The 24,734-nt window shown below is 43.8% G+C and carries 9 protein-coding genes, 2 pseudogenes and 1 riboswitch; of the genes and pseudogenes, 9 read left to right on the forward strand and 2 right to left on the reverse strand.

Features of this window, described 5'->3' with window-relative positions:
* Positions 1-107 precede the first annotated feature (107 nt).
* Positions 108-1,805 carry a methyl-accepting chemotaxis protein gene (locus MHB79_RS01905; protein WP_340988792.1) on the reverse strand — a complete coding sequence of 566 codons (1,698 nt, stop codon included), beginning with the start codon at positions 1,803-1,805 and terminating at the stop codon, positions 108-110.
* A gap of 126 nt (positions 1,806-1,931) precedes the next feature.
* Positions 1,932-2,360, reverse strand: coding sequence for a NucA/NucB deoxyribonuclease domain-containing protein (locus MHB79_RS01910; protein ID WP_003214307.1), 429 nt, complete (start codon positions 2,358-2,360; stop codon positions 1,932-1,934).
* Between the two features lie 367 nt (positions 2,361-2,727).
* Between MHB79_RS01910 and MHB79_RS01915 the strand changes: the two genes are divergently transcribed.
* The 9 genes and pseudogenes from MHB79_RS01915 to MHB79_RS18995 all read left to right on the forward strand — a co-directional run.
* Positions 2,728-4,797: a hydantoinase/oxoprolinase family protein gene (locus tag MHB79_RS01915; protein WP_050943229.1), complete on the forward strand. Its 2,070-nt coding sequence runs from the start codon at positions 2,728-2,730 to the stop codon at positions 4,795-4,797.
* Complete coding sequence (locus tag MHB79_RS01920) at positions 4,787-6,772, forward strand: hydantoinase B/oxoprolinase family protein (protein ID WP_340988794.1); 1,986 nt, start codon at positions 4,787-4,789, stop codon at positions 6,770-6,772. Before MHB79_RS01915 ends, MHB79_RS01920 begins: the two co-directional genes overlap by 11 nt.
* Positions 6,769-7,854 carry an ABC transporter substrate-binding protein gene (locus MHB79_RS01925; RefSeq protein ID WP_050943226.1) on the forward strand — a complete coding sequence of 362 codons (1,086 nt, stop codon included), beginning with the start codon at positions 6,769-6,771 and terminating at the stop codon, positions 7,852-7,854. Before MHB79_RS01920 ends, MHB79_RS01925 begins: the two co-directional genes overlap by 4 nt.
* A gap of 8 nt (positions 7,855-7,862) precedes the next feature.
* Positions 7,863-8,954, forward strand: coding sequence for an ABC transporter ATP-binding protein (locus MHB79_RS01930; protein ID WP_137055262.1), 1,092 nt, complete (start codon positions 7,863-7,865; stop codon positions 8,952-8,954).
* Complete coding sequence (locus MHB79_RS01935) at positions 8,954-9,823, forward strand: ABC transporter permease (protein WP_340988797.1); 870 nt, start codon at positions 8,954-8,956, stop codon at positions 9,821-9,823. Before MHB79_RS01930 ends, MHB79_RS01935 begins: the two co-directional genes overlap by 1 nt.
* Positions 9,816-10,619 (forward strand): ABC transporter permease, encoded by an 804-nt coding sequence (locus tag MHB79_RS01940; RefSeq protein WP_253621867.1) that lies wholly within the window; start codon positions 9,816-9,818, stop codon positions 10,617-10,619. Before MHB79_RS01935 ends, MHB79_RS01940 begins: the two co-directional genes overlap by 8 nt.
* A 370-nt stretch (positions 10,620-10,989) precedes the next feature.
* Positions 10,990-11,082: riboswitch (cyclic di-GMP riboswitch) on the forward strand.
* Positions 11,083-11,227: 145 nt separating this feature from the next.
* Positions 11,228-21,934, forward strand: a complete 10,707-nt coding sequence (locus MHB79_RS01945; RefSeq protein ID WP_340988800.1) for a non-ribosomal peptide synthetase — start codon at positions 11,228-11,230, stop codon at positions 21,932-21,934.
* 20 nt (positions 21,935-21,954) lie between these two features.
* A pseudogene (locus MHB79_RS18990) lies at positions 21,955-23,289 on the forward strand (condensation domain-containing protein); the annotation flags it as partial.
* 129 nt (positions 23,290-23,418) lie between these two features.
* Positions 23,419-24,723, forward strand: a pseudogene (locus MHB79_RS18995) (amino acid adenylation domain-containing protein); the annotation flags it as partial.
* Positions 24,724-24,734: the final 11 nt, after the last annotated feature.

Genomic DNA, 24,734 nt, shown 5'->3' on the forward strand with positions numbered 1-24,734 from the left:
TTATACATAGATTTTCGTTGGAATGTGAATGGTTGAAAGAGTGATTCTTGAAGAGAATGTTAGGCAGCAAGACGATTGTCGCCGTCTTGCGCTTCTATATGAGGAATCTAGATGTGAAATTGTGAAACCATTGCTTTTAAATCTCCTGCTAAATGGGCAAGAGCTTCTGATGAAGCAGTTACTTCTTCCATTGCGGCAAATTGTTCTTCTGTTAAACCAGCTACTTGCTGTGAATGTTCACTTGTTAGTTTAACCCCTTCTGTAATAGTGGCAAAGGATCGTTTCGCATCGTTTGTATAAGCTACGATTTTTTGTGATGCACTAGATAAATGCTTGATACCATCTGCCATTTCTCTCATTGACTGCTGAATATCAATAAATGATTCTTCTGTATGAGAAATAAGTACAGTCCCTTGAGCCGCTTCCTCTCTTACTCGTTTAATCGCATTAGTTGAATGAGTCATCTCTTTTTGGATTTCAGAAATGAGATGGGAAATCATATTTGATGATGATTGAGATTCTTCAGCGAGCTTTCTTACTTCGTCTGCGACAACTGCAAATCCTTTCCCATGCTCGCCTGCTCGTGCTGCTTCAATTGCTGCGTTAAGAGCAAGCAGGTTGGTCTGGTTAGCGATGTCTGTAATAACATGGGAAATATGATCGATTTCAGCCGAACGTGTTTCTAATGCTTGAATGGCTGTCCCATTTTCCTCTATTGATTTTGCAATAGATGTCATTTGTGAGTTTACTTCCCCAATATTCTGTACACCTTTTAGGGCGATTTCTTGTGCAAATTGACTTCTTGAAGCCATTTGTCCCGCATTTTCCGTGATGTTTGCCAACTCGTTAGATACTTGAATCATCGTGTGCTCACTTGTTGTCATTTGAGCTGACTGTTCTTCTGATGATTGAGCAACTTCTTGAATACTATGGGTGATTTTTTCGGATGCTGCACTTGTTTCTTCTGCACTAGCTGACAGCTGTTCAGATGAAGTTGCCACTAATTCAGACGTGTTCATCACATTAAGAATGGTGTGATTTAGTTTTTCCCGCATTTTATTGAAATGATCAGCCAGATCAGACAGTTCGTCGCCTGCTGTATCTGTCACATTGATGGTTAAATTTCCTTCACCTGCACTTTTAATGGCAGAAGCCATACGCTTGAGACGGGTTTGAATCCGCTTTGTGAAAATAGAAATAATGATCACAGCAACGATTAGGCTTAACAACAGAACTATGAAAAATTGAATGTAGAATGACTGAAGCATTTGTGAAATCATGCTTTGGTTGGCGCCAGTATAAAAAATACCGATCGTTTCGCCTGCATCATTTTTGATCGGCATATAAGCCGTTTGATAGTCTTTCCCTGCAACATTTGCTGTGCCGTAATAGTTTTCACCTTTATCTAATACAGTGGCCTTCACTTCTGGTGAAACTTGTGTACCGACAGCTCGTTTTCCGTTTAACATGACATTTGTTGCGACACGGGTATTTCCTTGGAAAATTGTGACGGTATCATCAGTGTATTCTGCTAAATGGTCGACCAATGTATCATGATCATTGATTTGGGTATTCCCTTTGTAAAGCTTTCCATCTTTTATCTGCCACGAGCCTGCTACTTTTTCATCTAGGTAGGCATAGCCTAGCTTTAAATCACCTTTTGCTTTTTCAGTGGCCATGTGCTTGATGTTTTCTGTCATTTCGCGATTCACCACATAACCAACAATTGCTGAAAAGATGATGATGACACTTAAAAAGATCAGCAAAATTTTGGCACCAAGCCTCAGTTTTTCCTTTTTCTTCATGCTTTTTGACTCCTTTAGGTATAAGGTAGGATAAACCTCCTTAAGGATTATCGGCATGAAAAAAATGTTTGAAATACCTGAATGCAGTTGCGAGGAAATTTTTTTAGATAGAAATGGGAAATGGCGTTAATCGATGATAAATTGTATTCTTGTGCCGTCAGGATCATCCGATAATTGATGACCGACCCATGAGCCGGCTCCTCTATTATCTGAAGGACTAATATATTTGACTGAAGCTCCTGTTCCTCCTTCCTTACACATCGCCATCGGCCATTCGTCCCGATCATACCCGCGCTTTGTTGGGATGCCATGAAGTGATTGTTCTCTTTGTTCATCGCTATGTTTACGGTCAATCGTGCATACGGATGAATGCCCTTCATCAATTGCCTCTTCTATGTGCTTCGCGGTTTCAGGGTAACGTTCTGATGGGAAGTGAATGGTCTTGTCATAAGATGAATTCGTCGTCTCTTGTTTACTTTGCTCCAGCTGAATATAGCCTGTTGCTACACCAACGACGATCAGTAAAAGCAAGAGAATGATTTTAAGAAGTTTCATAGATGCTAGCTCTCTTTCTTGTTTGCGTATTTTGTAAACAGAAGTATAGCAGAATTACTTACCAATTTCTCCTGGTTTTGAAAAAACGCCTTTTAAAGTTCGAAAAACGGTTTTTATCCGTTTTCTTGCTTTTCACATTTGTAAAAATTCATAAAAATTTTAATTTTTCAGTTCATAAAAAGATTATGCTTTATCAAAATGGCTTTATCACTGCTTTTTGGGCTAATTTCAAGAATTTAACACACAGAAATTTTAAAAAAATAAAATTGACTAGACCGATATGCTTTAATAATATGGAGTCAAATATCAAAAAATGTCGTAATTTATCAAAATATCGTTCTATTTACATTGTAGGAGGGAAGTACAAATGGCGGATGTCTCTTATCGGCTTGGCATAGACATAGGCGGAACATTTACTGACTTATCGCTGATGAATGAAGCAACAGGGGCGCTAACTGAACTCAAAACACCCACAGTGACTGACGACCCAGCTCAGGGAATTATCAATGGGCTAAAACTTCTAAAAGACAGAGGTGTTGATTTAGCTAAAATCCAATATCTCGTACATGGCATGACAATAGGTCTTAATACATTATTGCAGAGAAAAGGAGCAGATTTGGCCCTTTTTGTGACGGAAGGCTTTCAAGACATATTGTCACTACAGCGTTTACGATTACCCATTCCTTATGACTTCAATTCTCGTTTGCCAGAACCATTGATACCACGAAAGCATGTATATCCAATCTCTGAAAGGTTGATACACGATGGTACGATCAAAAAACCTCTCCATCTGCAGCAATTAGATCAGGCTGTCCAGCAGGTCATGTCTAAAGGGCTAGCAGGTATTGTCATTTCCTTTTTACATAGCTATCAAAATCCAGTTCATGAATTACAGGCAAAAGCCTATATCAAACACCATTATCCGCAATTAGAAGTCCTTACTTCATCTGAATTATGGCCCCAAATGAGAGAATACGAGCGTACTGTGATGTCTGTTGTCAATTTGTATATCCAACCAAAGGTGAAACAGTATTTACAAACATTGAAAAGCCGTTTGAAAGAAGAAGGTGTACCAATTTCTCCATACATTACACAATCAAATGGTGGTTTAATGGATGCAGAAAGTGCAGCAACTTCACCTGTTAAAACACTTTTTTCTGGTCCGGCAGCTGGTGTCATTGGTGCGGCAAGAATTGCAGCCGCTGCAAACGAATCCAATCTGATCACGTTTGATGTGGGGGGGACGAGTGCAGATATCTCCATTATTCAAAATGGACAGCCTACAATGGCTCAGTCAAATCAGCTTTCAGGTTTTCCGATCATTCTTCCATCTGTTGCGATGTATTCAATAGGGGCAGGCGGGGGTTCTGTTGCATGGATTGATCAGGGCGGGCTTCTCAAAGCAGGACCAGAATCAGTTGGCTCACAGCCGGGACCAGCTTCGTATGGAAAGGGAATGAAAGCCGCCTTAACTGACGCGTTCCTCATATGTGGTTATCTCAATCAAGAGCGTTTTGCCGGAGGACATTTACAACTACAGCTGTCCGCGGCGGAAAAGGCCTTTCAGCCAATTGCTGACCAGCTCAACAAAACGGTAGAAGAAGCGGCTGACCAGCTGATTCAAGTAGCTGTCGCCAATATGTACACAGAATTAAGCAATGTCATGGAGCAGCAAGGGTTTGACCCAAGAGATTTTAGTTTACTAGCGTTTGGCGGAGCAGGACCGGTTGTAGCGAATTTCCTTGCGCGAGAAATTCATGCGAAAAACGTGGTCGTTCCTCCAAGTCCAGGAACATTATGTGCATTAGGTGCCCTGAACGCTGACTTTATTCATGATGCGGTACTGTCGAAGAAAATATGTTTACAAGACTACTCGATAGATCAACTAAAAAAAGATTATGAGATGCTTTCTCGAAAAGCGACTGATTGGTTCAGTCAGCAGAACATTCAGCATATTAAACAGACATCCATACTATTATTGGCAGATGCACGTTATCAAGGACAAGCCTTTGAGATTGAATTACCATTATCAGCTGAATGGCTGAAGCAAGAACAAGATATCCATCAACTCATTGAAGCCTTTCACAAACTACATCAGCGTCAATATGGTCATAGAGATGATCAGGCGAACATCGAGTTTACTCATTTACGAGTTCGAGTCATAGGCGAGACGCCGCCGCTGCCTTTCACAACTGTTCATGAAAGCAGCGGACAATCTTTGAAGCCACATGAATTTAGGCGAATCTTTATGGAAGAAAAAGAATATGAAGCAGCTATTTATTACAGAGATACTTTGTCAGTAGGCTCTGTCATTAATGGACCTGCCATCATTGAGCAGGATGATACGACAATATTGATTCTGCCAAATTGGGCAGGCAGCATTGATCAATCAGGGAACTTGGTGATTTCAAGGGAGGCGGCTTTACATGAGAACTGATCCAGCAAAGCTTGAGATGATGCGTAGTTATTTTAATGCAATTGCATCTGGCATGGGACATGTCATTGAGCGGACGTCTTTTACGACTTTCGTCAAAGAATCAGCTGACTTTGCGACAGCGTTAGCCACGCCTTCTGGAGATTTCTTTGTTTATCCGAAGACAGTGGGTGTCACGATCTTTTTAGGGCTGAGTCTTAAAAAGGCGATTGAAGAGAGCGGACCGATGCAGCCAGGAGATATTATCATCACAAATGACCCTTATACGACAGATGGTTTAGCAACTCACCTGCCAGATGTCCATATCATTAAGCCGATTTTCGTAGATGGTGAAATTGTCAGCTATGCTTGGTCTTTTGTTCATGTAAGTGATGTGGGCGGACTTGTGCCCTCAAGTATTTCACCGACAGCGACAGATGTTCATCAAGAAGGATTAAGAATACCGCCAGTGAAAATTTATGAAGGCGGAAAAGAGAATCAGGTCGTTCGTACTTTTTTAAGAGCCAACAGCCGAGCCAGTCATTTAAATGATGGGGATATCAATGCAATGATTGCTGCAGTAAATACAGCAGAAATTCGGTTAAAAGAAATGATCGGGAAATTTGGAATAAATGAAGTGAAACAAGGAATGATGGACCTCCTGAAACAATCTGAGGTTCGTGCAGGAAAGGTCATTGAAGCCATTCCGGACGGAACGAGTGAATTCGCTGATTATTTAGATGATGATATGATCTCGGATGTGCCGATCCGGTTGAAAATCAAGTTAACGGTGAAAGGAAAGCGGCTGACACTTGATTTTTCTGAGTGTGACCCGCAAGTGAAAACAGCTTTTAACCTTGTCACCAATGGTCAGAAGCATTCCTTCCTATATCAAGGATTGATTAATTACATTATTAGTAAAGATCCCTTTATACCGATTAATGGCGGAATCACATATCCGATTGAAGTGATTTCACCTAAAGGGACGTTAGTGCATCCAGAATACCCGGCTTCTGTTGGTATTCGGCATTCAATTACGATGAGGCTGTACAATGTCGTACTAGGCGCCATTGGTAAGCTGTTACCTGAAGCGGTGCCGGCAGCAGGTGCAGGTCAATCTGCAATTGTTGTTCTCTCCGTTCCTGATAATCAAACAGGTGGCAGGAAAATGTCTGTTGTCGAACCATTAGGCGGAGGCGGCGGTGCTCAAAATGGAACGGATGGAGTAGATGGTATTGATCATTCGTCTGGCTTTTTGAAAAATACACCCATTGAGAGCTTAGAACAGCATATTGATATTCATGTTCACCGATATGAGCTTTTGCCAAACACAGGCGGAGCAGGAGAAAACAGAGGCGGACATGCGATTGGTTTGGAATTCGAAATGATCAAGCCTGAATCCATGGTGACCGCACGAGGGATGGAACGGATGAAGTTTCAGCCTTGGGGGCTAATGGGCGGCCGCGCGGGAGCTATCGGTGAGGTCAAACTAGTCACAACAAAAGGTGAAAAACAAGACCAGCCGAAAATAGATGTTCTACGTCTTGAAAAAGGCGAAATTGTGCAATTGATATCACCAAGTGGAGGCGGCTGGGGAAATCCATTTGCAAGAGAGAAAGAAAAAGTCCTTCATGAAGTGGAAGCAGGTTTATTAAGTGAAGAAAGAGCGCTGCAGCAATATGGCGTTAAAGTGTATGTAGACCAAAATGAATGGAAGATTGATGAGGAGCAAACGAATCAGCTTCGTGAAAAGGGTAATCATCCTGCTAATACCATGTGGGATGTTGGAGAACACAGAGAAGCTTATGAGAAAGTATGGACGGATGAAGCCAGCAGCGAGCTTGCTGTGCGGCTGCGTTCCTACCCAGCCAATGAACGTACACATTATAAACATGCAGTTCATCAATATTTCAGTCATAGAAATGAGCCGTTAACAAAGAAAGATATTATTCAAGCACTTCGTCATATGGATGGACAAAAAGGGGGAAATGAATCATGAAAAGAAGATTAATCACTATTTTTGCAGGTGCTCTATCAATGATTCTACTGCTGACAGCTTGTGGTGGGAATGGACAGGATCAAGGTAAACAGCAGCAGACTGTAATCGTTGGCGTATACGGAGGCGATTGGGAAAAGAATATCAAACCGATCCTCGAAAAGTTTGAAAAAGATACGGGAATTAAAGTCCAAACCGTCTCTGGTGCGGATTCTGAATGGTTTACAAAATTAAAAGCGTCAAATGGTAAAAATCCACCGTATGACCTGCTTATTTTACAGCCTGATACGATTCAAAGAGGCATTGCAGCAAACGTTCTTGCGCCTATCGATGAAGATCAAGCACCGAATGTCAAAAAACTTTACCGTTCTGTTCAAAAGAAGCTCACTGTTGATGGAAAACAATATGCAGCAGGCTTTAGTATGGGTCAGCTTGGAATTGCTTATCGAAAAGACCTCGTAAAGCAGGAACCAAACAGCTGGACAGACCTATGGAGCAGTCAGCTAAAAGGGAAGGTAGCGATTTCATCCCCGACTTATTCAGCCGGGCTGCAATTTTTCTCTGCGCTTGTCCATGCTCAAGGGGGGACAGAATCAAATCCTAAGGATATTGATAAAGCCTTTAAAAGCCTTTCGCAATTAAAAGGGCATGTAGCTGCTTTTCCAGACAATCCAGGGTCTATTCAAACCTTGTTAGAACGTGGTGACGTCGCAGCAGTTCCATATTGGGATGGACGAGCATTTGCACTTGAAGAAGAAGGAATGAATATTGGTTTCTCATACCCGAAAGAAGGCGCTGTTGCAGCAGTTGCGAGCTGGGCTTTAACGAAGGGAAGTCAGCATGAAGAAGCGGCTTACAAACTATTAAACTATTTAAGTGGAAAAGAAGCTCAAGAGGCTTTCTCGGCAGTATCTTATTATGGTATGTCGAATTCTGATGTGAAATACGGTGACAAGATTAAGGGGAAGGTCAAGGTTGGAGAGAATTATTATAGCAAGCTGACTTGGGTAGATTACGAAACAGCAACTTCGGAGCTGGGCAATTGGACAAATCGATGGAACGAAGTATTAGGCGGAGGAAAATAGGTGATCGTATGAGTGGAATCCATTTAGAACATATTAGCCAGCATTTCGGCGAGCAGATTGCTCTTAACGATGTCAGTCTTACGGTGAATGAGGGAGAGTTTTTCTCCCTTCTTGGTCCTAGTGGCTGCGGGAAATCAACGTTATTAAACATCATTGGCGGTTTTTTAGAGCCAACAAAAGGTGTCGTCTATGTTGGTGATCAGAATGTGACGAATTTACCGCCTTATCAAAGAAAAACGGGTATGGTTTTTCAAAGCTATGCACTCTTTCCGCATCTGACTGTATTTGATAATGTGGCGTATGGGTTAAAGGTTCAAAAGAAAAAGAAGGCAGAAATTAAAGAGAAGGTAATGGAGAGTTTGTCTCTTGTGCAATTAGAAGCGTTTGCGAAACGTATGCCGCATCAATTAAGTGGTGGACAGCAGCAGCGGGTAGCGATTGCAAGGGCGCTTGCGATTCAGCCATCTGTTCTTCTTCTTGATGAACCGCTCAGCAACCTAGATGCAAAACTAAGAAAAAATATGCAGACAGAGCTTCGAAATATTCAAAGGAATGTCGGAATTACCACCATTCTCGTGACCCATGATCAAGAGGAAGCATTAAGTCTTTCTGATCGGGTTGGGATTTTAGGAGAGGGGAAAATCCAGCAGATTGGGACGCCTTTAGAGGTGTACCGCCAGCCGAACAATCGATTTGTTGCTGAATTTATCGGACAAGTGAACCTATTTGAGGCGGTCTATGATGAAGCGAAAGCTGCTTTTATCGTTCCTCATTTAATCCAGTCAAACGGGCAGGAAGTTCAATTAAAGGCAGCGGCACACCAAGAGAAGAAGGAGAAGCATTTACTCATGCTCCGTCCGGAAAGAATCAACATATCTTCTGAGCGGGAAGACATTCAGTCCAACCATGTATCAGGTGTGCTGACTGATGTCAGTTATATTGGTCACTCATTACGTTTGGTGGTGGGGCTCGATAGCGGTGAAATGATTGTTCATGCTTCTGATGCAGCATTTCCAGAGCTGCCGAAAGCTGGAGAAGCTATTCATATCAATTGGCAGCCTGAAGATATCGTTTTCCTAGATTCGAAGGTGCATACGTGATGCGTATCAAGAAAAAGAATCAGCGATTTTATTGGTTCATGCTGCTGCCGGCGTGTTTGTTTCTTGTTGTATTTCTTCTAGCGCCGCTTGTGATGATGTTCGTGCTCAGTTTTCGTGATGTGGATTCAATGATGAACACATTACAAACGTATAGCTTTTCTCAATATATTCATGTGTTCACGACAGATGCGTATGTGAAGGCGATTGGAAGTACAGTGTGGGTAGCCTTACAGACAACGGTGATTTGTTTATTGATGGCATACCCTGCAGCATACGTGCTCGTCAAGGCACCTCATCCGCGTCTGCGGGCATTTTTCTATATCTTACTTGTCTCGCCGCTTTTGACAAGCGTTGTGATTCGGACATTTGCATGGATTGTCCTTCTTTCACAAAATGGTCTGATCAATGGCATGTTATTAGATTTACATGTGATTGAGAAGCCGCTCTCTATGCTGTGGAATATGAATGCGGTGATTATTGCTTATGTCCAGGTCATGCTGCCTTTTGCAGTGCTGCCTATTGCGACGAGCTTAACTGATATGGATCGTCATTTACGATCGGCTTCTATGAGTCTAGGAGCTGGACGAATTCGAACCTTCTTTCATGTGACCTTTCCATTGACCATTCCAGGGATGGTGACTGGGGCTATTATTGTCTTTTCGCTGGCGGCTGGGAGCTATATCACTCCGCTCTTAGTCGGCGGAAGAATGCAGCCGCTGCTACCGCTGTCTATTTATCAGCAGGTCATGCAGGTGTATAACTTGCCTCTTGCTGCAGCGATGTCCTTTACGTTATTGGTTTGTGTGCTTGTGGTGGTCAGTTTATTAAGCTATCTATTGAAGCGCTGGGAGGCGAGGATGCATGCGTAAAAAATCATTAGGTGATCGCTTGCTTTCCATCCTGATTTGGACTGCTGGGTCATTGGTTTATCTCTTTTTGACCATACCTGTTCTTGTCATTGTCCTATCTGCTTTTAGTCCAAATGCCTTTCCTGAATTTCCGCCGACTTCGTTCTCTGTTCGTTGGTTTCAAGAGGTCGTGTCGAATCCAGAATGGATGGAGTCTCTGCGTATCAGTTTGATTTTGCTATTCATCGTAACGCCTCTCACGGTTCTTTTAGGCACGATGGCTTCGTATGCTTTAGCAAGGCTTTCCTTTAAGGGAAAAGAGGCGATTCAAGCCTTCATTTTGTCACCTCTTATGATTCCTCAAGTAGTGTTAGGGATTGCCATGCTCTATTTGTTTACGGCTATGGGGTTTACGGGATCTTTGTGGGCGCTTGTCATAGGTCATGTCATCATTGGCTTTCCCTATGTGGTTCGAACAGTAGGTGTCAGTGTCTCGAATTTGGATCCGCGGCTTGAGCTAGCTTCAATGAATCTTGGCGCAGGACCCATTCGCACATTCTTTCGAGTGACGCTGCCTTTGATAAAGCCAGGAATTATTGCAGGTGGGGTATTTTCTGCCGTGACGTCATTTGGGGAAATATCGATCAGTTTGTTCGTTTCCTCTCCCCAAACGATTACGATTCCCGTCAGGACGTTTAATTACATTGAGCAAACCTTTGATCCGAGTGTCAATGCGATATCTGTCATATTTATTATCATTTCTATCATTGCGTTGCTCATTATTGAAAAAACAATTGGCCTGTCTAAGGTGATGTAAATATAATGAAGAAACAAGGGAGCTGTCATTTGAAATGGCAGCTCTTTTTGTGTTGTTTTTACGGTAAATATTTTCAATTTTTTAGGGAATATAGTTCTTAAGATTTAAGAAATTGTGGAGGGTGGAAGGAGACCTCTATCCTACATTTTCGGTCATATTTGCAAAATTTAAGGGAAAACATGAAATTTTTGCGGTATTTAGCCGATTATTTTCGGTTGAACGCAACTATTATTAGTTATTTTCGGTAAATATCGTAAATTATTATGTGATTCATTCGGCATAACGCATGAATCTTTACACCCATTTTTCGGTGAAAAAAACAATAATTTCATATAAAGTGGACGTAATATAGAAAATATTTAAAAAGAAAAGAAGAAAAAGGCAAATCTATGGAAACGTAGAGACGCAAAGCCATGTCCTAAGGTAAATGTTGCTTTTTTACTAAGGTCGCCAGGTTACCGAATCAAAATGGGAGTCCCTCCGTTTTATTCGGGGTGGGCTTCTTTCCGTATTCTGTCTATTTTAATGAAATAGACTTGGTTCTTTTGATATAGAGGGTGCTGGGTGTCACATTGGTGGAGAAAACATAGAAGAGGCGGAGGATGAAAATGAATACAGTATATTACCCCTTAACACATGCGCAAAAGCGAGTATTCTACACGGAAAGATTTTATCCAGGTACAAGTATTTCTAATTTGGGTGGATTCGCCAGATTGAGATCGGTATCAGGTTTAGATCCATCTTTGGTCGTTGACGTGCTTCAAGCGTACATTCGCCAAACTGACTCCCTTCGGTTGAGGCTGGTGTATCGACATGAGCAGGAGGAGCCTGTTCAATATATCAAGCCTTATGAAGAACAGCCGATTCGCATGGAAAAGGGCTGGAGTGAAGAAAAAGTGAGGGCTTGGGCGAATGAGCAAATCCGTGAGCCGATGCCGTTGATTGACAGTCCCTTGATTGAATTTACGGTCTTTCAAATCAGTGATCAAGAGTGCTGGCTGTTTTGTAAAGCACATCATATTGTGGCGGATGGCATCTCCATTATCTTAATGGGAAATCGCATCATCGACTTATACCAGGACATGCTGCAGGGGGTAGACATCTCACCGGTTGAGGAGATTTCCTTCGTTGACCACATCATGAGTGAGCAAAGCTATGAAACTTCTAAACGATTTCAAAAAGACCAAGCTTTTTGGAATGAGCAATTTGCCAATATTCCAGATTTCGCTTCATTAAAACCGCATAAGGGATACGAGATGAGTTTACATGCGGAGCGATTTTCAGGGGATATTCCAGATTCTTTGAAGGAGAAACTTCGTGCGTTTTGTGAGGAGCAGAAAGTCAGTATGCTCTCGATGTTTATGTCCACTGTTTATGTATATTTACATCGTTTTAGCGGCATGGGGGATGTTGTTCTTGGAACCTTTATGGGCAACCGAACAAACGCCAAAGAAAAAAAGATGATTGGTATGTTTGTTTCCACGATTCCGATGCGTGCATCTGTTCAGGGGTCGCAAACATTTCTTGATTTCGTCAAACAGGTCATGGCGGATCAAATGAAGATCTTGCGTCACCAAAAGTACCCTTACAATCTTCTTATGAATGATTTGCGAGAAAGAGAAGGGTTTACAGGACGCCTTTTTGATATTTCTTTAGAATACCAGGTCATGCAGTGGCAGAAAAAAGAGAATCTGTCTTTCATTACTGAACCGATCTTTAGCGGGAGCGGAATGAATGATATTTCCATTCATGTAAAGGACCGCTGGGATACAGATACATTGACCATTGATTTGGACTACTGTACAGATGTATTCACCGAAGAAGAAATCAGTAAGATGTTTGATCGATTCTTAATCATACTAGAAGCGGCAGTCTCCCAGCCTGACCAGCTGATCGGGAAACTCCCTTTACTTCCACCAGATGAACAAAAGGAACTGCTTCAATTATCTGAGAGAAAACCTTTTGAAAAGCCAGCTGAAAAGCCGGTTCACCATCTGTTTGATGAGACAGCCAATAAGTATGCAAAGCGAACAGCTGTTGTAGCAGAAAATGGAGCATTTACTTATGGAGAACTGTTTCAAAAGGCAGAAAAGCTGGCGCGTTTTTTACAAATGAAAGGTGTCTCGCGTGATGTGCCTGTTGCTGTCTTAATGGATCGGAAGGCAGAGGCTATGGTGTCGATCTTCGGCATATTAAAGGCTGGCGGGGCGTATGTACCGATTGATCCGGCATTACCTGAGGAGCGTATTCAATATATTGTGGAGGATTCTGGTGCTTCCATTGTGTTAACAGAGGAATCGTTCGTTTCAACATACCGTGCCCTCTCGGAAATAATGGTCGTGCAGCAGCAAATCGCATTAGATGATGAACTGCTGCCTCAGCTTGTAGATCAGTCGGTACCAGAGGATTTGGCTTATATGATTTATACATCGGGGACGACTGGAAAGCCGAAGGGCGTCATGATTGAGCATCTTCAGCTGCATCATTTGGTCCATGCCTTGCATCATGAGATTTATGAAGAGGCGAGTGAGCTTCAAATGGCGCTTCTTGCACCATTCCATTTTGATGCATCGGTGAAACAAATCTTTGCTGCGCTATTATTTGGGCATACGCTTCATATCATCCCGCGAGAAACAACGAGAAATGGTGTTCAATTAGCGGCTTATTATAAAAAACATCAAATTGAAGCAGCAGACGGAACACCGGCGCATGTGCAGCTTTTACTTGCAGCGGAATTAGATGTGCTGTCCTTGAGGCATATGTTAGTTGGGGGAGAAGCATTGCCTGCGAAAGCAGCATATTCTCTTATCGAAGCGGTTCGGATGAGTGAGCCTGATTTTACTTTGTGGAATGTGTATGGTCCGACTGAGACGTGTGTCGATGCGGCGGTTCATCGCCTAGAACTAAGTGAGCTGCGCGAATCCTCTGAACAGCAGCGTTATGTGTCAATCGGAAAGCCGCTCGGTCATCACCGTCTTTACATTTTAAATGACCATGATCAATTACAGGTACAGGGGGCTGCTGGAGAACTGTGCGTTGCAGGGATAGGTGTTGGACGAGGCTATGTGAATCAGCCTGAATTGACGGAGAAAGTATTTACGGCAGATCCATTTTCTCCAGATGAGCGGATGTATCGAACAGGGGATCTAGTCAGATGGCTTCCGGATGGCACAATTGATTATCTTGGCAGAATGGATGATCAAGTGAAAATAAGGGGTTACCGCATAGAAACAGGCGAAATTGAAGCAGTGATGGAGCAGGTAGATGGAGTGGATCAAGCTGTCGTACTTGTTGTCGAAGAAGCGGACGGGGAAAAGGCGTTAAGTGCTTACTATCAAGCTCGTCATGAAAATGTGTCAGTTGACATACTTCAAGCCGCTATCAAACATCAGCTACCAGCTTACATGATGCCGCTCTATTTCAAAGAGCTCGATGCATTTCCACTCACAGTCAGCGGCAAAGTTGATCGTCGTGCACTTGCTGCCCTAAAAGGAGATAAAGCCGTTCAAGCTGTTTATGCTGCGCCTAGAAACGGTCTCGAAACGAAGCTTGTACGTTTGTGGGAAGAAATTCTTGGTCAAGAGAAGATTGGTATATATGATTCCTTCTTCGAACGAGGGGGGCATTCACTGAAAGCAATGACTGTACTCACACATGTGCAGCGAGATTTTCAGGTGGAGGTGCCGCTGTCCGTTTTATTTGAACAGCAGACCATTGCCGCTTTGGCTGCCTACATTGAGCAAGCGGAAACATCTTCTGAAACGGTGATACCTAAAGCACCTGCCTTAGACCATTACCCATTGTCACCTCCACAGCAGCGCGTTTATATGGTGAGTCAATTAGAGCAAAGCACTGCATACCATATGCCAGCTGTTGTGAGGTTAAAAGGAACGCTGCATCAAGAGAAGCTGACGGAAGCCTTTGAAAAACTCATCACACGTCATGATATGCTGCGTACGTCTTTTCATACGTTGAAAGGTGTTCCGCGTCAACGGGTAGCGCCATCCGTGCCTTTTCAAATAGAGCAGCTAACAGGCGGTACGATGGAAGAAAATATGCAGCAATTTGTCAGACCCTTTGACCTTGGGTGTGCACCACTTCTTCGCATTGGCCTGAAGTCATTAGATGATCAGGAGCACCTGCTCTTTTTCGATATGCATCACCTGATTTCAGATGGTCTTTCGATTGATTTGATGCTGCGTGAGCTGTCAGATGCTTACGAGGGATCGGTCAAAGACCCATTGAAGCTTCAATATCAGGACTATGCTGTTTGGCAAGAACAACAAGATTTTCAAAAAGAAGAAGCATTCTGGCTGCAGGAATTTTCGGGTGATCTTCCTGCTTTACAGCTGCTGACCGATTATCAGCGCCCAGCGGTCCAGTCGTTTGCAGGGGATCGTGTGATCAAAGAAATCAATGAAACGTTAAAGCGGCAATTACAGGAGCTAGCGGCAAAACACCATACGACACTGTATACGGTTCTGCTTTCTGCTTACTATACATTGCTTGCGAAGTACACGGGTCAAAAGGAATTCGTGGTTGGAACACCGGCGGCGGGGCGTGTGCATGCAGACTTGGATGACATGATTGGCATGTTTGTCCAGACACTTGCTTTGCGGTCCGAGGTTGATCCGAATGAAACCATGTCGCAGTTGATCGAGCAAGTGAAGGAAAAGACGATGCATGCATTTGAGCATCAGCAATATCCATTTGAACGACTGCTTGAAAAACTGAATGTGCCAAGGGATTTTAGCCGTCATCCATTATTCGATACCGTTTTTACACTCATGCCAGATCATGAATCAGCCCAGCATATAGGAGAAATGCAAGTTGAAATCGAAGAAACCAATTTCCATATTGCAAAGTTTGATTTAACGCTGCAAGCGATGGAGTCAGATCAAGGGTTATCCTTTGTCCTCGATTACAGTACGGCGCTATTTAAACGAAGTACAGCCGAGCAGATGCTTCATCATTATATGTATTTGCTGAAGCAGATGGTTCAAGCGCCGGAGGAGGCAATTCGATCTTATCGATTACTGTCTGAACAAGAAGCAGAAGCTCAACTGAATCTGTGGAATCCGTTACCGACGCCTTATCCGTCAGAAGAAACCATTGTGACGCAGTTTGAAGCACAGGTGCAGGCGCACGGTCATAAGTCTGCCCTCCAATGTGAAGGTGTGATTCTTTCTTACCAAGAACTAAATGACCGTGTGAATCAGCTGGCTCATTATTTACGTGAACATGGGTTTGAAAGAGGGATGAAAGCAGCCTTATTCTTTGAACGGTCTAATGAGATGGTACTCTCTGTTCTAGCTGTACTTAAGGCGGGCGGCGTCTATGTACCAATTGATCCTGATTTCCCTGATGAACGCGTGAAGCACTTTTTAACAGACAGCGGTGCGCAATTCTTACTGACACATCAAGTGCTGCGCCATCGTTCGGTGCTTGCTTCTTTCGAGGGAACCATCATCGAAACAGAAGATCGTGGAATTGTTCAGCAATCAGACAGCAATATAGACATTCGGGTATTGCCAGAGGATTTGGCGAATTTGACCTATACATCTGGTACAACTGGAAAACCTAAAGGAAATATGGTGACACACCGGAACATTTTGAGAACAGTGAAGCAATCAAATTATCTTGCCATTCATCATGAAGACACGGTGATGAGCCTATCAAACTATGTATTTGATGCTTTTATGTTCGATGTGTTTGGTGCTTTATTAAACGGTGCGAAACTGATTGTTCTGCCAAAGGATCATATCTTAAACATGAATGAGCTTTCTGGAGCGATTGAGAAGGAGAAAGTCAGTATTTTAATGATCACGACAGCTCTTTTTCACTTACTTATCGATATGAAAAAAGACAGCCTAAAGAACGTCAGAAAAGTTCTATTTGGCGGAGAACGTGCTTCCGTACCTCATGTCATGACTGCACTTGAAACGGTAGGGGAAGGCAAGCTTGTTCATATGTACGGTCCTTCTGAAAGTACGATTTTCACTACGTATTATCCAGTGAATCACATTGAGGAGCAGGCGTTATCCATTCCAATCGGAAAGCCAGTGAGTCAAACGGCTGTTTATATTGTAGATGAATTTGGACAGCTGCAACCGCCAGGTGTAGCAGGAGAGCTATGTGTCGCTGGTGATGGACTGGTCAAAGGATATTATGGGCAGCCAAAACTCACAAGTGGAAAATTCGTGGAAAATCCTTTCCGCCCTGGTGAGGTCATGTATAAAACGGGTGATCTTGCCCGCTGGCTGTCAAATGGAGAGATTGAATTCATTGGACGAATCGATCATCAAGTGAAGATTCGTGGTCAGCGTATTGAACTTGGAGAAATTGAGCATCAGCTGCTGCGCCATCCGCAATTAAAGGAAGCTGTCGTCATTGCAGTCCCAAATGACACATTATGTGCGTATTTTACAGCCGAAGGATCCGTCTCATTAACTGATTTGCGCGAGCAAGCAGGACGTGAACTGCCTGTGTATATGATGCCGTCATTCTTCATGCAATTAGACGAGCTTCCGCTGACGAATAACGGCAAGGTAGATAGGCGGGCGTTGCCGGTGCCTGACCTAAGTGAGCAGGGGATAAATGAGTATTTCCCTCCTCAAACCGAAACAGAGCATCACGTAGCGCAGATTTGGGAGGAAGTTCTTGAAGTGCCGCGAATCGGCAGGTACGATCATTTCTTTGAATGCGGCGGCCATTCGCTACGCGGCATGAAAATGCTGAACAAGCTGTATGAAGAGATGCATGTGGAGCTCACTTTGAAGTCTTTATTTGAATCACCAACATTAGAGGCGTTTGCCTTGGCGGTTGATCAAGCGGATCAAACGGAGATCAAGCGAGTGGAGATCGCAGAAGAAGCGGCCTATTATCCAGTGACATCTGCTCAGAAAAGACTGTTTGTATTGGAGAAAATGACCGATGCGGAGCAAAGCTATCATATGCCGGCTGCTTTAAAGCTAGAAGGTGCTTTTGATGAAAAACGATTTAAAAAAGCGATTGAACAGCTTGTCCATCGTCATGAAGCATTCCGAACGAGCTTTGATTTTGTTCAGAATGAACCTGTTCAACGGATTGAACCAAACATCTCCGTAGACATTGAGACAATCGAAGGGAACGGAAGAGACATACAGGAATTGATGAATGATTTTATCCGTCCTTTTGATATAGAAAAGGCGCCTCTACTCAGAGTAGGTCTAGTTTCTGCTTCCGTAAATGTCCATTATTTACTGATTGATATGCATCATATCATTTCAGATGGTGCATCTGTGGGCATTTTAATTGAAGAGCTTTCAGCCTTGTATCGAGGAGACAAGCTAGAGGAATTACCTGTTCAATATAAGGATTATGCGGTTTGGTCAAAAAGCGAGACGTTTGCTGCACAAAAAAGAGCTGAAGAGGCGTTTTGGCTGGAGCAATTAGAAGGAGAACTGCCTGTACTGGCACTCCCAGAAGATTTGCCAAGACCAAAAGTGCAAACATTCGCAGGAGATCGTGTCTCATTTACAATCAATGGGCCGCTTAAAGCGAAATTGGATGAGCTGGTCAGAGCACTCAACAGTACGACGTATACAGTGCTGCTCACTTGCTACAGTACCCTTTTAAGCAAGCTTTCGAGACAAGAAGATATCATCATCGGTTCGCCGATTGTAGGCAGAACTCATCCTGATATTCAATCTGTCATTGGTATGTTTGTGAACACGCTGGCACTTAGAACAAAGCCAGCAGGACATCTGACAGCCGCAGAATTTGCGTCAAATGTTCATCAGCTTGTGTTAGAGGCAAATGAGCATCAGTTGTACCCATTTGAAGAATTGGTAGACCGAGTACAAGCGGTTCGAGACACTAGCCGTCATCCAATCTTTGATGTGGTGTTCTCGATGGAAAATGCGGATATCCGTAATTTAACGATGGATGGACTTCATATTGTTCCGGAGCCATTCGAAGAGAATATCGCCAAATTCGATTTGACCTTAACTGGAAACGAATCGGCTGATCACATTGAGCTTGTGTTCGATTTTAATTCTTCTATCTTTCAACAGTCGTCGATTGAAAAGTGGAAGGAGTTTTTCCTTCATTTATTGGAACAAATGGTATCAGCGCCAGATCAATCGCTAGATCAAATGCAGCTATTATCACCGAAGCAGCAGCAAAAAATGCTCAACGAATGGTCAGGTCCTGTCCTAGACGTTCCGTCAGATCAAACGGTTCATGAACTGATCGAGGCTAAGGCATTTGAAGCACCTCATCAAAAAGCGGCGACCTTCTGCGGAACGAGCTGGACGTATGAAGAGCTGAACAATCGGGCGAATACAGTCGCTTCAAGACTTATCTCAAGGGGCATAAAACGAGGAGATCGTGTCGGTATTCTGACTCGCCCATCGCTTGATATGACGGCAGCTGTCCTTGGCGTTCTCAAGGCAGGTGCGGCATTCGTTCCAATTGATGCGGATTATCCGGATCAGCGTATTGCCTATATGCTGGAAGACTGCGGGGCAGAGGTGCTTCTCATGCAAAAAGGATTAACTGCACCAACTTCCTTTGCAGGTCATGTCCTGTTGATAGAAGATATCGTAGAAGGCGAAGCGCAAGAAATTCAGGTTCATGTCAAACCAACAGATCTCGCCTATATGATTTACACATCTGGAACGACAGGACAGCCGAAGGGTGTCATGGTTGAGCACCATTCTCTTGTCAATCTTGCGTTCTGGCACAATGATGCCTTCCAAGTGACAAACGCGGACCGAACCGCCAAATATGCCGGCTTTGGCTTTGACGCTTCCATTTGGGAAATGTTCCCGACATGGATCGCCGGCGCAGAGCTGCACATCATTGATGAAGCGATTCGTCTCGATATGATCAAGCTCAATGCGTATTTCAATGACGAAAATATCACCATTGCATTCCTGCCAACTCAGCTATGCGAGCAGTTTATGTCGATGGACAATCACTCCTTGCGTTACTTACTAACAGGCGGAGACAAGCTGAAACAGGTAAAGCCTGTTCCATATCAACTCGTGAATAACTACGGTCCGACAGAAAACACCGTCGTGGCGACAAGCGGGATCATCGATCCAGATCAAGGCACGCTTCCGATCGGAACAGCGATTGCCAATACCCGTTTTTACATTATGGGTTCGTTATATGACCTCTCGCCGCCAGGCGTACCGGGTGAGCTTGTGATCGCAGGAAAAGGACTGGCAAGAGGGTACTGGAATCTTCCAGAGGAAACCAACAAACGATTTGTCCCAGATCCATTTTATTTAGGTGAGCGCATGTACCTGACAGGCGATTTAGTGAAATGGACAGAGGATGGCGAGCTAATCTATCTCGGCAGAAAAGACCATCAGGTCAACATCCGCGGCTTCCGAATTGAGCTGTCAGAAATTGAGGCGCAGCTCCTTGCGCTGGCAGAAGTCAAAGAAGCAGTTGTGACAACGGTGAAAGATGCCAGCGAACAGGATGCGCTTGCCGCTTACGTCATCACAGATGAAGAAACGACCGACCTAAAAGAAAGTCTAAAACGAACGTTGCCAGACTATATGGTGCCTTCATGGATCATTAAGCTTGACCAACTGCCGATGACGGCAAATGGCAAGGTCGATCTGAAAGCATTGCCAGCACCTGATATGGAAGCGAACCAAACAGCATACGAAGCCCCAAGAGACGAAGTCGAAACACTACTATGCGGCATTTGGGAAGACGTGCTTGGCGTCAGCCAAGTCGGCATTCACGATCACTTCTTCTTCCTTGGCGGAGACTCGATTAAAGGCATTCAAATGGCAAGCAGACTCACACAAGCGGGCTGGAAGCTTGATATGAAGCTATTATTCCAGTATCCAACGATTGCGGAGCTGCGCCCATATATCGAAGAAGCTGATCAACTGACAGCCGACCAATCACCTGTCGAAGGAGAAGTTATTTTCACACCAATTCAGCGCTGGTTCTTTGAACGGAACTTTACGAATCAGCACCATTGGAACCAATCGGTTATGCTCCAAGCGCCAAATGGCTTGGATGAAACCATCGTTCAGCAAGTGTTGGAGCAGCTCATGATCCATCATGATGCCTTGCGAATGGTGTATCCGTTTGAAGAAGGACGCGTAATCCAGCGTCATCGAAAAATCGAAGAAAATTTGGTGGCTGTTGATGTGGTAGAAGTACAAGGGGAACTGTCGCAGCAAATCCAGCAGGTAGAAAACCTGGCAAATGAAGTGCAGGCGAGTATATCGCTAGCGGAAGGACCTTTAGTAAAGCCAGCCATTTTCCGAACGGATCAAGGGGATCATTTACTGCTCGCTGTACATCATCTTGTCATCGATGGTGTGTCATGGCGTATTTTCCTTGAAGATTTTATGGCTCTTTATGAACAGTCGAAGCGCGGGGAAATCCTGACACTTCCTGAAAAAACACACTCTTTCCAAGAATATGCCCAGAAGCTGACGGAATACGCGATGTCAGATGAGTTGCTGTCGGAAAGAGCTTATTGGAAAAAGGTACTTGCGCATTCTGTTACACCGCTTCAAAAGGATCATGTGACGGAGGATCAGCGGATGCTTCATACACAGACCATTCGTTTTACATTGTCTGAGGAGGAAACGCGCAGTCTGCTGACAGATGTACATGAAGCATATCAAACAGACATCAATGATATTTTGCTGACAGCACTCGGATTGTCCATGAAAGAGTGGACTGGTGAAGACAGACACTTTATTCATCTTGAAGGACACGGAAGAGAGAACATCCTCCCTGCGGTCAATGTATCACGGACGATTGGCTGGTTTACAAGTATGTATCCTGTGTTACTGGATATGTCGCATGCAGACGATCTTTCTTATCAGATCAAGCATTTAAAAGAGGAACTCAGGCACATCCCGAACAAGGGAGTCGGCTATGGCATATTAAAATATTTAACCCCTGACAAGATGAAGGACGATATCTCATTTGAGCTCGCGCCACATATCAGCTTTAACTATCTTGGTCAGTTTGATGAACAGATCAGCGGTGAGTTAAGCCGCTCAACGTGGCATCCAGGACAATCGCTGAGTCCTGAATCAGAGAAACCTCATGCAATTGATATTGTTGGTTTCGTCGAACAAGCCATGCTCCATGTGACGATTTCTTATCATCATCTTGAATTTGAAGAACGTACGATGGAACAATTCAAGGACCTTCTTGAAAAGAATGTGAAGGCGCTGATCTCACATTGCGTATCACAGGAGGAAACCCAGATGACACCTAGTGATGTAGGGGATGAAGATCTCACGATGGATGAACTTGAAAAGCTAATGGATATATTTTAAGCAAACGAAGAGGTGGACATATGAGCAAGCAGAAGATTCAAAAGGTATATCCTTTAACACCCATGCAGGAGGGCATGCTGTATCATGCCATGCTAGACCCTAATTCCTCCTCTTATTTCACACAGCTTGAGCTTGGAATAAGCGGAGAATTTGATCACGCTCTTTTTGAAAAAAGTCTCAATGAGCTCATACGGACATATGACATTCTCCGTACAGCCTTTGTTTATCAACAATTACAAAAGCCTCGTCAGGTTGTACTTGCTGAACGTCATCTCGATGTGTATCGAGAGGATCTATCACATCTGAATCATCAAGAGCAGCAAAAGGTATTGGATCAATATAAAAAACAAGTGAGAAAGCAAGGATTTCATTTAACAAATGGTCTGTTATTGAAGGTCGCTGTTTTTCAACTAAATGAAACAAATTGGCATCTAATTTGGAGCAACCATCACATCATCATGGATGGTTGGTCCATGGGTGTTTTAATGAAAAAACTGTTTCATTACTATGAATCTTTTCGGAACGGTCGAACGCCGGATCGCTCACAGGGTAAGCCTTATGCAGATTATATCCAGTGGCTTGGAAAGCAAAATAAACAAGAAGCGGAAAGCTATTGGCAGGAGCGTCTAGATGGAGCGGTTCAGCATCAAGGGCTGCTGCAGCAAAAAGAAGCGAACGGACAATACGACCATCAGGAATGGACGTTTACATGGGATGCTCAAACGGTACAAGCCATTCAAAATGTAGCAAGACAATGCCAAGTGACAGCCCCGAACCTGTTTCAGGCTGTCTGGTCTGTTCTTTTAGGCACCTATCATGCAGCTGATGACGTCACATTCGGCACCGTTGTATCGGGCAGACCTCCAAGTGTATCTGGAATTGAGCGCATGGCAGGGCTGTTTATCAATACGATACCCGTTCGAGTGACATTGGATCAGAAACAGACGTTTAAACAGCTGTTTCAAAAGGTTCAGCAGCACGCACTGGAAGCGGAAAACTATGATTTTATGCCGCTTTATGACATTCAGCAGAAGACAGCTGCTGGAGGGCAGCTTTTTGATCATTTGGTTGGGTTTGAGAACTATCCTTTAGATCAGGAGCTGTCTGGTGACACCATGTCTGCACGTCTTGGTTTTTCCATTGATGTAAAGGACGGATTTGAACAAACGAATTTCGACCTAAATATCCTTGTGTATCCAGGTGAAACATGGACATTGAAAATCAAATACAACGCCATAGCTTTTGAAGAAAAGATCATTGAAAACATATCGAAACATCTAACCAATCTCATGAAGCAAATCATCCAAAACCCTGAAGTACGCCTTCAGGACGTGACGTGTATCACGGAAGAGGAGAAGCAGCAGATCAAAGCGTGGAATCAGACGGAGCGAGATTATCCGAAGCATCTGTCTATTCCTGAGCTGCTCAATGAACGTGTGAAGGCGCAGCCTGACCATCTGGCATTAGTTGAAGGCGATCAAACATTCACGTACGAGGAGCTCGGACAAGAAATCAGTCGTTTAGCTGGCAGTCTTATTGAGAAAGGCGTACAGCCAGGAGATGCTGTTGCAGTGTATATGAACCGATCAGCTGATGCGGTGATTGCCATTTTAGCAGTTCTGCACGCAGGGGCAGCTTATGTGCCGATTGATCCTTCGCAGCCTGAAGAAAGAATCCGATTTATGCTTGAGGACAGTGGCGCATCCATTTTGCTTCATGCTGATAGTCAGCCGCCAGTTGATGAACAGATCAAGGCTGTACATGTGACGAGTAAGCCTCATCAATCACACATGGATGTATCAGTCAGGACGTCTCCATCTCACTTGGCGTATATCATGTATACATCGGGATCAACTGGACAGCCAAAAGGGGTTCAAGTTGAGCATCAGCATATTGTGAGATTGGCTTGCTCTCAGGAGAAATTAGGCTTGAATAAGTCGGATCGTATGGCTCATACAGGGGCCGTCAGCTTTGACGCCATTACCTTTGAAATCTTTACCACGCTGCTGGGTGGGGCGACGCTGTATCCTGTTGACCGCGATACTTTATTGGATATTCATCGATTTGAACAATTTATCCAAACACATCAGATCACGACGCTCTTTTTAACGACTGGATTATTTAATCAGCTCGCTCAGCAGCGGCCACAAATGTTCAAAGGATTAACCACATTAATTACAGGCGGTGACGTGATCAATGTGAAGAGTGCGGAGCTTGTGAAACAGCATCATCCAGCACTTGTTTTGCTGAATGCCTATGGTCCAACAGAAAATACAACCATCTCGACCATTTACGAAGTAAGAGGAGATGAAACGGGTCCAATTCCAATTGGCCAGCCGATTAACCATTCGTCGGCTTATATTTTAGATGATGATCAACGATTGCAGCCAATTGGAGCGCCAGGAGAGCTGTATGTTGGCGGGGATGGTGTCGCAAGAGGGTATCTCCATCGTCCAGATTTGACCAATCAAGTATTCATGGCAAATCCTTTTAAGCCGTCAGGCCGTTTGTATCGAACAGGGGATTTGGCTCGGTATGGCGCGGATGGCCAAATCGAATTCCTCGGCCGGACAGATGATCAGGTGAAAATTCGAGGCTTCCGTATTGAGCTTGGTGAAATTGAATCAGTGCTTCAGCAAAAAGCGGGCATAGATGATGCGGTTGTGCTTGTCCATTCGTTTTCCTCAGATGAAAAGGAAATCACTGCTTACTTCACAGGGACAATGACAGAAGAAGAAGTGCGAGATTTATTTAATCAAGAGCTCCCAGCTTATATGGTGCCGCACCATGTGATGAAGCT

Origin of the sequence: Bacillus sp. FSL M7-0558 (assembly GCF_038003245.1) — a bacterium.
Classification (GTDB): Bacteria; Bacillota; Bacilli; order Bacillales; family Bacillaceae; genus Bacillus; species Bacillus pumilus.